We start from the raw sequence: 13,097 nt of genomic DNA, 5'->3' as shown, positions 1-13,097 counted from the left end.
GACCTGGAACGTGCTCCTTGCGTGGCTCAACGCCCCACAGCTTACGAGCAAGCGGCGCAGGAGCACGGCCGGACCATCCCATTATCGGACCTTCCTTGGCAGAGCGAAGCGTGAGGCGCCCGGTCGCCCTTCATGGCACGCTCCCACAGCTCTGAGCAGACGACGGGAAAAGGGCTCGAGGAGCCACAAGGCTTCCATAAGTTTAGTGCTTCCCTCTTGAGCTATTGTCGTCTCGCGTTTACAGCTTGTGCACCAGGCCGGGCCCCTCTGGCAGTTCCGTTGAGCTGCGATGTCGGACTGGATGTTCAACCGGGTGGCCTGGCTCATGGCGCTCCGCCGACCGCAATCCTCCCAGCACCTCGCTCTGCCGTCCGGCAGTGCCTGCGAGAAGCTGCGCGGTTTGCTCGGCGGCTAACTCAGACGGCATGGCGGCTGCCCCTGTTCATGAAAACGGGAGCCACATGAGCGAATTTTTCACCACAGAAGCCCTCTCTGCCCTCCTCCAGGTCATCATGATCGATCTGGTGCTTGCCGGCGACAACGCCATCGTCATCGGCTTGGCCGCCGCCGGTCTGCCGAAGGAGCAGCGGGCCAAAGCCATCCTGATCGGTATTATTGCGGCCACGGCCCTGCGCATCGGGTTTGCCGCCGCAACAACCCAGCTCCTCCAGATTGTGGGCCTGCTTCTGGCCGGCGGCATTCTCCTCCTCTGGGTCTGTTGGAAGATGTGGCGCGAGCTGCGCACCAGCCACGCAGAGGAGATCCAGGGCGAGGAAGCTCTGGAAGGACGTGACCTCGACCACGACGGCAAGATCGCGGGTGCAGCCCCGCGCAAGACCTTCGCGCAGGCCGCTTGGCAGATCGTCATTGCGGACGTGTCCATGTCTCTCGACAACGTGCTGGCGGTCGCAGGCGCCGCCCGCGAGCACCCCAACGTGCTGATCTTCGGCCTTATCCTGTCCATCGCCCTCATGGGCGTGGCGGCGAGCTTCATCGCCCGCCTGCTGCAGAAGCACCGTTGGATTGCCTATGTGGGCCTTGCCATCATCCTCTATGTCGCCGTCGAGATGATCTATCGCGGATCTCTCGAGGTGTGGCCGCTGGTCAACGGTGCGTAGCACCGATGCCTTGATCCATGGCATGGCCCGCCTCCGCGTTAGGGGGCGGGCCATCCTGCAGGCCAGTGCCTCGACGAAATCCCTCGTGCATCGTCCCTTCGAACGCGAATCCGCCAGTTAATTGGGATTAACTCCCTCGCGAGCTTCGCAAACGGGGCATGGAACACATCGGTAGCCTTTTTAGAGCATCGTGCGGAAAAGTGGATCCGGTTTTCCGCTCTCAACGATGCTCTCATTCAAGGAGAAAGCATCGGACCCAATAGTGCAAATCCACTTTTGGGTCCGATGCTGTAGCGCCGTTGCTTCCTCCACACTCCCTGGCGGGTGTTGCGCGGCGTCCGTGGGAACTTACGTCACCAATGGTTTCGTTTCTTCGGTTGCGGGCATGGCAGCATTAGGCTGCAGCGGAAGTCTCCATGCGGATAATCTACACCTCACAACATAACAAGGCCGGTCCGGGTCAGATCTGGAGCGCGATGATCAAGCTCGCCATGCTGATGTCGGCAGCTACCGCTTTGTTGGCCATCACGCTGATCGGGCTATTCATCGTCCTGCCCATAATGCTCGTCGGCGGCATCGCCCTGTCTTTCTACCTCCGGCGCCGGCTCCGCCAAGCTCAACGGCGGCAGCCCAAGGACGGCGTGATCGATGCGGAGTATACCGTCGTCGAGCGCCGCTAGGGACAGACTCTGCCGGCCATCGGGGATGATGACCCGATCTTGAACTCGGGTCTTCGCACCCCCACCTTTCAGCTACCGGGGTCCGGGCCCCTCTGGCAGTCTTCCCCCAGGCTGCGATGTCGGACTCTCTCACCTGAGGAGCGCTTGTGGCTGCTCCGCATCTGGGAGACGACTGTGACGTCTTACTCTTATACCTCCTCCCTCAATGACACCTCCTTGCGCGCGAGCGAGACACGAGCGCGGCTCGATGCCCTGGCGCGGCTTCTCGACAGCGCGATCCGTGTGCCGGGCACCAACATCCGCTTCGGTGCGGATGCGCTCCTGAATCTGATTCCTGGCGTCGGCACGCTGACGTCGAAAGGCATGTCCGCATACCTGATCTGGGAAGCGCGCCGCTTCGGTGTACCAATGTCGACGCTCCTGCGCATGGTCGGGAATGTTGGCGTCGACTTCGCAATCAGCGCCATTCCGTTCGTTGGCTGGGTCGGTGACGTGTTCTACCGCTCGAATCTGCGGAACATGGATCTGCTCCGCAGGCATTTGGATACGGCACATCCAGTGCCAAACCGTTTCCAACCCTGACGACGCGCGCCGTGCGAACCGCGTCCGGCGGCTCTCCGCCTGTCTTCGTATCGTTCAGAAAGCAATGAAATGAACAATCCGAACGCCGCGCCCAACTTTCGCAACCTTGCGATTGTGGTTGCGACCTGGTGGAGACGGGCCTCAACGACGCCCGCCGCATCCTCACCGAGAAGGCGCACGATCTCGAGACCCTGACGGGCGAGGAGATCCGTAACCTCCTCGACGGCCAGCCGCCGGTGCGCGATGCCGGCGGCGATACGCTCCCGCCGGTCCGCGGCTCCGCCGTCCCGACCACCCGCCCAGGCCGCCCGCGCGAAAACGACGGGGGCCCAGTCACGCAGCAACAGAGCTGAACCAAAAGGCCGGTGCTGTTTAAGCCCCGCCTTTTCTCCTCCGGAGCTGACGCTGAAAGGCACGGAAAAATTCCGACGTTCGTCCGGATTAAGCCTGAAACCAGCTTCGTATACCTCACATGATCGACACCAAGCGCACGGATGTTATCGGATTGCTCGGTCCCTTGCGGCGCTATGCCCGCTCCCTTGCGCGGGATGAGGCACAGGCCGAGGATCTGGTGCAGGACACCCTTGTCCGCGCTTATGAACGGCGCAGCTCGTTCCGCTCCAGCGGCAACCTGCGCGGCTGGCTGCTGTCGATCCTGCACAACACGTTCATCGACAGCCGACGCCGTCATGTGGCGGAGCTTCGCCGTCTGGAGCATGTCGCCGCTCTCGCCGACACCGCAGCTCCACCTGAGCAGGAAAGTCGCGTCAGGCTTCAGCAGGTCCAGGCCGCTTTCATGAGCCTGCCGGATGAACAACGGGCCGCTCTGCACCTCGTGGCCATCGAAGGCCTGTCCTACCAGGAAGCAGCCGATGCCCTGAGGATCCCGGTCGGCACCCTCATGTCCCGTATCGGGCGCGCCCGCGCGACGCTGCGGGGTTTCGAGGCGGGAGTGGATCATTCGCGGCCGTCCGAAGCCAAGCGTCCAAGCCTGCGCATCGTAGGAGGATCCGATGTCTGACCCCGTCACCGAAGCGGACCTTCTCGCCTACGTGGATGACCAGCTCGACACCGCAAGGCGGATCGAGGTCGAGGAGCATCTTGCCAGGGACCCCGCAGCGGCTGCGCGGATCATGGCCGATCTGAAGGATCGCGATACCCTCCGGCTTCTCCACGCGGCTCCCCTGCCCCACCCCTCGGAGTCCATGCTTGGAGCAGCTACCCGGCTTGAGCGCGCTCTTGCCTGGCAGGAGCTCGGGCTGAAGCTCCGCCGGATTGCCGCCGTGGTGACGCTGATCGGGTTCGGCTGGTTTGCCCATGGGCAGGTTGGTCTCGGCATCAACGACAGTGAAGCCTCGCCCAAGCCGCCTGCCTTTGTCGAGGATGCTCTGCACTCGCACGAGACGGGCCTTCTGCGCGCCCGCATGATCTCGCAGCCCGAAGTCGCAGCCTACGATCCCGCCGAGATCCTCGCCGAGACCGGGATCCAGCTCCCTGTCCTGCCGGACACCTGGCAGGTCCGGGATGCACAGATCTTCCCGTCAAGGTACGGCCACAGCATCGAGCTCGCCATCGATACCGAAGACCTCGGCCGGGTATCGCTCTTTGCCGCACAGGCTCCGGCCTTCAACGTGATCGCCCCCACGCTGGCGCGCTTCGACACAGCGAAGGCCATGTACTGGCAGGATGGCCAACTCGCCTACGCGCTGACCGGAACCGGCAGTGACAAAGCACTTGAACGGGCGGCCCTCCGGCTGTCCCGCAAGCTTCAGTAAACCTCGGAGACATTATCGATGAACACACCTTATGCTTGGCAAACCGCCACGGCCCGCGCGAGTGGCGCCCTCTTCGATGAGGGCCTGCGCCAGCACATGCTGCGGGTCTACAATTACATGGGCATCGGCCTCGTCGTGACGGGGCTCGTGGCCTTCTTCGTCGCCTCGACCCCGGCTCTCTACGTGCCGATCTTTCAGACACCGCTCAAATGGGTGGTGATGCTCGCCCCTCTGGCCTTCATTTTCTTCTTTTCCTTCCGGATGGACCGGATGACAGCCGCGTCCGCACGCGCGGCCTTCTTCGCTTTCTCGGCGGTGATGGGCCTGTCATTGGCCTCCGTGTTCCTGGTGTTCACCGGCACAAGCATCGCCCGCACCTTCTTCATCACCGCGACCATGTTCGGCGCCACCAGTCTCTACGGCTATACGACCAAGCGGGACCTCTCGAAGTTCGGCTCGTTCCTGATCATGGGCCTGATCGGCATCATCATCGCCTCGCTGGTGAACCTGTTCATCGGCTCCAGCGCGCTGCAGTTCGCGATCTCGATCATTGGCGTGCTCGTGTTCACCGGTCTCACCGCCTACGACACGCAGTCGATCAAGGAACAGTACGCCGAAGGCTTCGGGCATGAGGCCAACAGCAAGATGGCGGTGTTCGGCGCCCTCTCGCTCTACCTGAACTTCATCAATCTCTTCCAGCTCCTCCTCAGCCTCACCGGGCAGCGGGAAGAGTAACCCCCGTCCATTGCCAGAAAAGGATCGATATTCATGGACCATCACGACCGTCAGGCCATCGAGCAGCTCTTCGGCAAGATCGCCCAGGTTGAGCGCCAGTCCTCACCCCCGGACGCGCAGGCGGCGGAGTTCATCCGCTCGCGGATCAGCCAGCAGCCGAACGCCCCGTACTACATGGCCCAGACCATCGTGGTGCAGGAGCAGGCCCTGAGCGCCGCCCATGGCCGGATCCAGCAGCTGGAGCAGGAGCTCGCCAGCCGTCCGGCCAGCGGAGGCGGCTTCCTGGCCGGCCTCTTCGGCGGCGGACAGCCTCGTCCTCAGCCGCATCAGCCTTATCCGCCGCAGCCGATGAACGGCATGCCGCATCACATGGCTCCCGGCATGGGCGGCATGGCTCCCCGCGGAGGTGGCGGCTTCCTGGCCGGTGCGGCCCAGACTGCCATGGGCGTCGCCGGCGGTGTGCTCCTCGGCAACATGATCGCCGATGCTTTCTCTGGTAGTGATGAGACGAAGGCTGCCGATGCGAGCCAGGCGGAGCCGCAGCAGGCAGCCGCCGGGGACATCGGTGACGCCGGTGACGACTTTGGCTTCGATGAAGCCTAGTTCTGACCGGGAGCCGGGGTGATCATCACGCACAGAGCATCCCGGCTCTTCTCCCCTCCAGCCCAGCTGCTTCTCATTGACCTAGAGCTGATTCCATTGGGATGGAATCAGCTCTCTTGTTTGCTGGGCCACCTTCTTTGACGGTGAACCGGAGCCACTTCACCGAAAAATGCTTTAGGGTATAAAAGCTCGCGTCGGCTCGTCGCAGTCGGCTTGAGACAGGACCATGCGCCGATCGTTCGGGTAGTCTTCCTACCCTCGCGACTACAGCCGACGATAGGAGCCCCAACAACGGTTTTCCGAGGTTCTGAGCGACCTCGCTACCCAGCCAGGAGTGAAAACCTAGCCTGGTGCGACTGAGCGAACACGTGTGCCCTGGGCAGCCGATACCCTGAAGGCCGGACCCGGCACTCCCCGCCCGAAGCCAAGGCAGCTTCAAAGGAAAAGGGTGCTCTTGGTCGATCCGGCTTGACGATCCTCCGTCCCTTTGGAATGCGCGAGGGACCATCCTCCAACTGATGCCGCAAATGCCAAGGTCGCAGGGTGAACTTTTCAGCCTTGAGCCCTGGAGACTGACATAGCTTATTGCAAATGATTTGCAATTGCATTGTATTGTCTGCAGGTAATCGAGGAAGATAATGATGAAGCTCACTGCCCTGCTGTTCGGCCTTGCAACGCTAGGCTTCACTGCTGCGCCATCCGCCCAGGCCGAGGACGGCAAGTTCAAGGTCGTCACAACCTTCACGGTCATTGCCGACATGGCGCAGAATGTGGCAGGGGATGCCGCTCTCGTGGAGTCGATCACCAAGCCCGGAGCGGAGATCCACAACTACCAGCCGACGCCGGGTGACATCCTGCGGGCGCAGGATGCCAAACTCGTCCTGTGGAACGGCCTCAACCTCGAACTCTGGTTCGAGAAGTTCCTTCGCAATCTGAAGGAGGTTCCCAGCGCCATCGTGTCCGAGGGCGTGAGGCCGATGGGAATCCAGGAGGGCCCCTACACCGGCAAGCCCAACCCCCATGCTTGGATGTCACCCAACGACGCCCTGATCTATGTCGACAATATTCGCGATGCATTCATCAAGCATGATCCCAGGAATGCGGAGACTTACCGGGCCAATGCGGAGACCTACAAGGCGAGAATTCAGGCGACCGTCGCGCCAATTCGGTCGGTCCTGGCGGCCATCCCCGAGCAGCGGCGCTGGCTCGTGACCAGCGAGGGTGCGTTCAGCTATCTCGCCCGCGACTTCGGCCTGAAGGAGCTTTACCTCTGGCCGATCAATGCCGACCAGCAGGGCACGCCGCGGCAGGTGCGCAAGGTCATCGATGCGGTGCGCGCCAACAAAATCCCGGCTGTGTTCTCGGAGAGCACCGTCTCGCCCGATCCGGCCAAGCAGGTCGCCCGCGAGACCGGGATCAAGTACGGGGGCATCCTCTACGTCGATTCCCTGAGCGACGCCGCGGGCCCGGTTCCGACTTATCTCGATCTCCTGCGCGTCACCTCGGAGACGATCGCCAAGGGGCTGACCGAATGAACGCCCCCACTCGACGTGCCGCCTCTTATCCGGGCGCTGCAGGTGCGGGTCTCACCGTGAGCGGCGCAACGGTCACCTACCGCAATGGGCATACGGCCCTGAGCGACGTGAGCTTTGCGATCCCCAGCGGCACCATCACGGCCCTTGTGGGAGTCAACGGCAGCGGAAAATCGACCCTGTTCAAGGCCGTCATGGGCTTTGTCCCCGTCTCGACCGGATCCATCTCGATCCTCGGGGGCTCCGTGGCCCAAGCACTCAGGAGCAATGTCGTCGCCTACGTGCCCCAGAGCGAGGACGTCGACTGGAACTTCCCCGTTCTGGTCGAGGACGTGGTGATGATGGGCCGCTACGGCCACATGAACCTGCTGCGCCTGCCCAGGCGCCGGGATCACGAAGCCGTCGACGCGGCGCTTGAACGTGTCGGCATGAAGGCTTTCCGGAGGCGCCAGATCGGCGAGCTTTCGGGTGGCCAGAAGAAGCGTGTCTTCCTGGCGCGGGCGCTGGCCCAGGACGCCCGCGTCATTCTCTTGGACGAACCCTTCACCGGCGTCGACGTGACGACGGAGGAGGCCATCGTTGCGCTGCTGCGCGGGCTTCGCGACGAGGGCCGGGTAATCCTGGTCTCGACCCACAATCTCGGCAGTGTGCCGGAGTTCTGCGACCGCGCGGTACTGCTGAACCGGACCGTGCTCGCCGCGGGGCTGACGGAGGAGGTGTTCACCCAGGCCAACCTCGAAAAGGCGTTTGGCGGCGTGCTCCGGCACTTCGTATTTGACGCCAGTCTTCGCGCCGGGATCTCTTCGGTGGATGTCATCTCGGACGACGAGCGGCCGCTGGTCATCTACGGCGACAAAGCCTCGGATGCGGCCAAGGCTTCGACGGCTCACCCGCCGACTGCGGGAAGCGAGCGCCCGTCATGACCCAGCTCCTCGAGCCGTTCTCCTACGACTACATGGTCAATGCCATGTGGGTGAGCGCCCTCGTCGGGGCGGTCTGTGCCTTCCTGTCCGCCTACCTGATGCTCAAGGGCTGGTCGCTGATCGGCGATGCGCTCTCGCATGCCATCGTCCCGGGCGTTGCCGGCGCCTACATGCTCGGCCTGCCCTTTGCGTTCGGCGCCTTCCTCTCAGGCGGGCTGGCCGCCGGCGCCATGCTCTTCCTGAACCAGCGCACGAAGCTCAAGGAGGACGCCATCATCGGGCTGATCTTCACCTCGTTCTTCGGCCTCGGGCTGTTCATGGTGTCGCTGTCGCCCACCTCTGTGAACATCCAGACGATTGTCCTCGGCAATATTCTGGCGGTCACACCCGAGGATACGCTGCAGCTCGTCCTCATCGCAGGCGTGTCTCTCGCCATCCTGCTGGTCAAGTGGAAGGACCTTCTCGTCACCTTCTTCGACGAGAACCATGCCCGCTCGGTCGGCCTCAATCCGACGGCTCTGAAAGTTCTATTTTTTACCCTGCTCAGCGCCTGCACGGTCGCGGCGCTCCAGACGGTCGGCGCATTCCTGGTGATCGCCATGGTGGTGACGCCGGGTGCCACCGCCTATCTTCTGACGGACCGCTTCCCGCGACTGATCCTGATCAGCGTAGCGGTCGGCGCGCTCTCAAGCTGCACCGGCGCCTATCTCAGCTATTTCCTCGATGGCGCAACCGGCGGCATCATCATCGTCCTGCAGACGCTGGTGTTTCTGACCGCCTTCTTCCTGGCGCCCAAGCATGGGCTGCTCGCCGCCCGCTGGCGCATGCGGACGGCATCGGAGATGAATCCATGACCACCCTGGTCGCCACGCTTGCCCTGCCCTTCACTTTTCCGTTCATGCGGGAGGCTCTCGTCATCGCCATGCTCGTCGCGGCGCCGGCGGCGCTGCTGTCGTGCTTCCTCGTGCTCAAGGGCTGGTCGCTCATGGGAGATGCGATCTCGCATGCGGTGCTGCCCGGCGTTGTGCTGTCCTATATTGCGGGCCTGCCTCTGGCGGTGGGAGCCTTCGCGGCCGGCATGGTGTGCGCGCTCGCCACCGGCTATCTGAAGGAGAACAGTCGCATCAAGGAAGACACGGTCATGGGCATCGTGTTCTCCGGCATGTTCGGCCTCGGCATCGTGCTTTACACCAAGATCGAGACGGAGGTGCATCTCGACCACATTCTCTTCGGCGACATGCTCGGCGTGGCCTGGCCGGACCTGCTTCAAAGCGGGATCATCGCCGCCATTGTCCTGGTCGTCATTGCGGTGAAATGGCGTGATCTGCTGCTTCATGCCTTCGATCCGCAGCAGGCCCAGGCCACGGGACTGCCGGTGCGGCTCTTGCACTACGGCTTTCTTTCCCTGCTCTCTCTGACGATTGTGGGTGCCCTGGCCGCGACCGGCATCATCCTGACCATCGCCCTCCTGATCATGCCGGGTGCCGTGGCCTTTCTCCTGACCAAACGGTTCGGGACGATGCTGATCGTGTCAGCCCTGATCGCCGTGGCGGCAGCATTTGTCGGTGTCTATCTCAGCTTCTTCGTCGACAGCGCTCCCGCTCCGACCATCGTTCTTGTCATGACCGGCACCTTCCTTGCGGCGTTCATTCGCCAGCATCGGCTCGGCATTCGTGGCCGGCTCCATGCCGCGGAGTGACGGCCGCATTGGCACTCCGGGATGCCCGCCTCTGCCCGAGCTCATCCGCATCAACGCACCCATGTCAACGTTGTCGTTGGCATTTGTGAAATTGCACTATCAAGACCGTAGCTCAGCCTAGTCGTAGCCTAGCGCCTCGTGCGGAACCGGAGGTCCGGGTCAGCGACCCGAAGGGCCGCGTCAGCGAAAAGGGGATCCGGTTTTCCGCCCAAAACGATGCGCTCCTCCAGAAAGGGAGCATCGGACGCAAATGTGCAGGTCGACTTTTCACGTCCGAGGCTCTAGGTGACCGGAGCATCAACCGTGCAAACGACCCCCGCCGGGGCAAACTCGATCCGGGCTTCTCCGCCGAGATCCTGCGCCAGGCTGCGCTCGATCAGCCGGGTGCCGAAGCCGCGGCGGCTCGGCGGCTCAACCGGCGGGCCACCTTTCTCCATCCAGCGCAGCTTGAGGTGAGGCGGCGCACAATGCCGGTCCACCACCCAGGTGAGATCGATCGTGCCAGAGGCCGTCGACAGAGCCCCATACTTGGCGGCATTGGTCGCCAGCTCATGCAGCGCCATCGCCAGGTCGAGCGCCATGCGCGGCGACAGCCGCACGCTTGGCCCGCGCACATGAAAGCGGTCATTCTCCGGATCGCGGAATGGTGCCAACGCCTGCGCGGTGATCGCGCGCAGATCCGCCCCCTCCCACTTCTCCTGGGTCAGAACATCATGAGCGCGCGACAGGGCGATCATGCGCTGCTCGATCAGGGTGCGCGCCTCAGGCGGCGTGGGGGCATTCCGCAGTGTCTGCGACACGATCGATTGCACCGTCGCGAGCGTGTTCTTGACCCGGTGGTTGAGCTCGTTCAGCAGCAGTTGCTGGTACTCGGCCGCCCGAACCCGCGCGGTGACATCGCTGCCTTCGACAAAGATGCCGGAGACCTGTCCATCCGCCCCGATGATCGGCTGGTACACAAAATCAACAAAGATCTTCTCGATGGGCCCGTCCGGCTGCCGCCGGACTTTGGCCGGCATCTGGTGCCCGACAAAGGGCTTTCCGGTCGTATAAACTTGGTCGAGCAGCTCGAAGAAGCCCTGCCCTTCCAGCTCCGACATCGCCTCGCGCACCGATTTGCCGATCAGATCGCGATCGCCGACGATGCGCCGGTAGGCGTCATTGACCAAGGCGTAGACATGGTTCGGGCCACGCAGGACTGCCATGTGGCCGGGAGCCTGCTGGAACAGGGCGCGCAAATCGGCCAACTCGGCTCGGAGTGCATCTCTAGTCTGGGTTTCATCGCTCATCGTACCCCAATCCACTATGCATCCAGACAAGATGGACCAAATCCGCCGGGAGAGAAGGGTCCGGCCTCGAACTCAGAGCGATGTGACACGGATGGGCTCTGTCGCAAACCCTTCGCTTCAGAGTTACAGCTGTTGTTCCTGAGGTCTCAGGGGCGGAGCGATCCATGGTCAGAGGCAGGCATTTCGATCAATCGGTCTCAGTCTTCGAAATCTGGAGGAGATGATGGCTGAGCGTGGCATCGCGGTTGAGCACGCGACCGTGCACAGGATGCGAATGGGACAGGCGACATGCGCCGGCACTCAGTCACCGTCGCTCGCTGGGCAGCTTGAGCAACTCGCCGCATAAGCGGATACCAACCGCTCTCGGATCCATCTGTCCGCAATCTGAAGTCGCGCCAGAGCCCGGCCGCAAACAGAAAGAGCTTTGGCATGATCGCATCCCTCAATCTCGTTCGAGAGTTTACGCACTCTTCTGCGGAACGGACTTGTACTCAACGTTCCCAACTCAGTTACAGGCCGCTGACCAAGTAATGTCGGACGTCCGCTAATAGCATACGTCAGAGTTAAAACTGCTCTCCCGGGGATATCGCAGCGGCGCCAAGCCTGAAGGGAGCCGAATTGCTCCTTGCAGGATGTGATCCGAGCCGCTGTGGTGTGTGTTCTGCTTGAGGAATAATTACAGTTCGGCAATCTGTCTTCGACAGGCTGCTCTTGTACTTCGCTCCTGTGCTCATTCCGGCTTCAGAAGACCTGAGCTTATCTGCATGGATGAACTTTGTAATCCAATGAAGATCACTTCGAAGAACGTCACCCAACAGACTGCGGCCAACTACATCATGGCAAGTGGCTCTGGTTTATCGAGCCCAGGCCCTGACGACATTTCTCGTGTGCTACATGCGGTCCGAGCCCATCTCGGCATGCATGTGGCGTTCGTATCAGAGTTCGTCGCCGGTCGGCGGGTATTCCGCTATGTCGATGGGTCCGAAGGAGAGTTGCCGATCAAGGTTGGCGACTCCGATCCTCTCGATGAAAGCTACTGTCACTATATCGTTGACGGGCGCGTTCCACAGCTCCTCCCGGATCCCTCGAAGCACCCCATTACCATGGCGATGCCGGTCACAACGCAATTGCCGGTCGGCGGACATCTCAGCGTGCCCGTCCGGCTCAAGGACGGCCGGGTCTACGGCACCTTCTGCTGTTTCAACTATGCACCCGACCATTCCCTAAACGAACGAGATCTGCGCACGATGCGGGCTTTTGCCGAGGTGACAGGTCACCTGCTCGACCGAGACATCAGCGAAAGACAGGAGCGCGACGACGAGATCGCGCGCATCAACTCGGTGATCGAGCATGATCAGATTTCGATCGTATACCAGCCTATCTATAAGCTGGACGAGAATACAGTCGCAGGCTTTGAAGGGCTGGCGCGGTTTCCGGAGGCAGGATCCCGTCCTCCCAACGAGTGGTTTGCAGCGGCCGCAGAGGTCGGATTGGGCGTTCAGCTCGAGACCATCCCGATCGCCAAGGCTCTCGCTGCACTGCCATTGCTGCCGCCAGACGTTTACTTGGCAGTCAACGTCTCCCCAACGGCACTTGCAAGCCGCGAATTAGCAGCGGTACTCGACAGCGGCTCCACCAAACGAATTGTCCTCGAAGTCACCGAACACACGTCGATCTCCGACTATGCCGAGCTGCGGCAGGCGATCGAGCCACTCCGGCGCCGCGGCCTCAGGCTTGCTGTGGATGATGCAGGTGCCGGCTACGCCAGTCTGCAGCACATCCTCAGCCTGATGCCGGATGTGATCAAGATGGATGCCAGCCTGACTCGAAACATCGACCGGGACCCCGCGCGGCGTGCGCTTGCCTCATCCCTGATCACGTTTGCGAAAGACGTCGGAAGCCAAATCATCGCCGAAGGCATTGAGACGGCTGCGGAACTTGACGTGCTACGAGACCTTGGAGTCATCTTGGGCCAGGGCTACTTCCTCGGGCGGCCCATGCCCTTCGATAATGCGGTTCAGCTGATCCCCCGATGACCAGAGCCCAACTTCTTGGGGCCAGCAGGCGTGGTAGCCTCGAGGGTGGTCCTTCTTGGCGGAACCATCGAGAACCGGTCAGCAACTCGGTTCGGCATATGCTCCGGATCAGCTCTCAAAGCGCA

15 protein-coding genes are annotated in these 13,097 nt (G+C 62.3%); 14 read left to right on the top strand and 1 reads right to left on the bottom strand.

Going from position 1 to position 13,097, the window contains the following annotated elements; all coding sequences use genetic code 11:
- The first annotated feature begins 289 nt into the window (after nt 1-289).
- From DC522_RS36970 to DC522_RS24375, 13 genes are all read left to right on the top strand, one after another.
- Nucleotides 290-415, top strand: a complete 126-nt coding sequence (locus tag DC522_RS36970; protein ID WP_256369901.1) for a hypothetical protein — start codon at nt 290-292, stop codon at nt 413-415.
- A gap of 46 nt (nt 416-461) precedes the next feature.
- Nucleotides 462-1,118 (top strand): TerC family protein, encoded by a 657-nt coding sequence (locus DC522_RS24430; RefSeq protein ID WP_116531207.1) that lies wholly within the window; start codon nt 462-464, stop codon nt 1,116-1,118.
- Between the two features lie 416 nt (nt 1,119-1,534).
- Entirely contained in the window at nt 1,535-1,798 is a 264-nt protein-coding gene (locus DC522_RS24425; protein ID WP_116531206.1) for a hypothetical protein, read from the top strand.
- A 174-nt stretch (nt 1,799-1,972) separates the two neighbouring features.
- The gene (locus DC522_RS24420) at nt 1,973-2,380 is read left to right on the top strand and encodes a DUF4112 domain-containing protein (protein WP_205769752.1); all 408 of its coding nucleotides are present in this window, start codon (nt 1,973-1,975) and stop codon (nt 2,378-2,380) included.
- A 128-nt stretch (nt 2,381-2,508) separates the two neighbouring features.
- Nucleotides 2,509-2,733, top strand: a complete 225-nt coding sequence (locus tag DC522_RS24415) for a hypothetical protein (protein ID WP_205769748.1) — start codon at nt 2,509-2,511, stop codon at nt 2,731-2,733.
- Nucleotides 2,734-2,852: 119 nt separating this feature from the next.
- Nucleotides 2,853-3,401, top strand: coding sequence for a sigma-70 family RNA polymerase sigma factor (locus tag DC522_RS24410; protein ID WP_116531205.1), 549 nt, complete (start codon nt 2,853-2,855; stop codon nt 3,399-3,401).
- Entirely contained in the window at nt 3,394-4,155 is a 762-nt protein-coding gene (locus DC522_RS24405) for an anti-sigma factor (RefSeq protein WP_116531204.1), read from the top strand. Before DC522_RS24410 ends, DC522_RS24405 begins: the two co-directional genes overlap by 8 nt.
- A gap of 18 nt (nt 4,156-4,173) precedes the next feature.
- A complete protein-coding gene (locus DC522_RS24400) occupies nt 4,174-4,890 on the top strand; it encodes a Bax inhibitor-1/YccA family protein (protein WP_116531203.1) in 717 nt (238 codons plus the stop codon).
- 33 nt (nt 4,891-4,923) lie between these two features.
- Nucleotides 4,924-5,493 carry a DUF2076 family protein gene (locus tag DC522_RS24395; RefSeq protein ID WP_116531202.1) on the top strand — a complete coding sequence of 190 codons (570 nt, stop codon included), beginning with the start codon at nt 4,924-4,926 and terminating at the stop codon, nt 5,491-5,493.
- A gap of 641 nt (nt 5,494-6,134) precedes the next feature.
- Nucleotides 6,135-7,028 carry a metal ABC transporter substrate-binding protein gene (locus tag DC522_RS24390; protein WP_245444487.1) on the top strand — a complete coding sequence of 298 codons (894 nt, stop codon included), beginning with the start codon at nt 6,135-6,137 and terminating at the stop codon, nt 7,026-7,028.
- Nucleotides 7,025-7,948: a manganese/iron ABC transporter ATP-binding protein gene (locus DC522_RS24385; RefSeq protein ID WP_116531200.1), complete on the top strand. Its 924-nt coding sequence runs from the start codon at nt 7,025-7,027 to the stop codon at nt 7,946-7,948. Before DC522_RS24390 ends, DC522_RS24385 begins: the two co-directional genes overlap by 4 nt.
- Nucleotides 7,945-8,802, top strand: coding sequence for a metal ABC transporter permease (locus DC522_RS24380; RefSeq protein WP_116531199.1), 858 nt, complete (start codon nt 7,945-7,947; stop codon nt 8,800-8,802). The genes DC522_RS24385 and DC522_RS24380 overlap by 4 nt, the downstream gene beginning before the upstream one ends.
- Nucleotides 8,799-9,647, top strand: coding sequence for a metal ABC transporter permease (locus DC522_RS24375; protein ID WP_116531198.1), 849 nt, complete (start codon nt 8,799-8,801; stop codon nt 9,645-9,647). Before DC522_RS24380 ends, DC522_RS24375 begins: the two co-directional genes overlap by 4 nt.
- Nucleotides 9,648-9,928: 281 nt before the next feature.
- Here DC522_RS24375 and DC522_RS24370 read toward each other — a convergent pair whose 3' ends face one another.
- The gene (locus DC522_RS24370) at nt 9,929-10,936 is read right to left on the bottom strand and encodes a sensor histidine kinase (protein WP_116531197.1); all 1,008 of its coding nucleotides are present in this window, start codon (nt 10,934-10,936) and stop codon (nt 9,929-9,931) included.
- A 785-nt stretch (nt 10,937-11,721) separates the two neighbouring features.
- On the opposite strand from DC522_RS24370, the gene DC522_RS24360 reads away from it, so the two are divergent.
- Nucleotides 11,722-12,972, top strand: coding sequence for an EAL domain-containing protein (locus DC522_RS24360; protein ID WP_165820288.1), 1,251 nt, complete (start codon nt 11,722-11,724; stop codon nt 12,970-12,972).
- Nucleotides 12,973-13,097 lie beyond the last annotated feature (125 nt).

This window comes from Microvirga sp. KLBC 81 (genome assembly GCF_003075415.1).
Lineage (GTDB): Bacteria > Pseudomonadota > Alphaproteobacteria > Rhizobiales > Beijerinckiaceae > Microvirga.
Note: the sequence above shows the minus strand (reverse complement) of the source record. Positions and strands in the feature narration are given on the sequence as shown.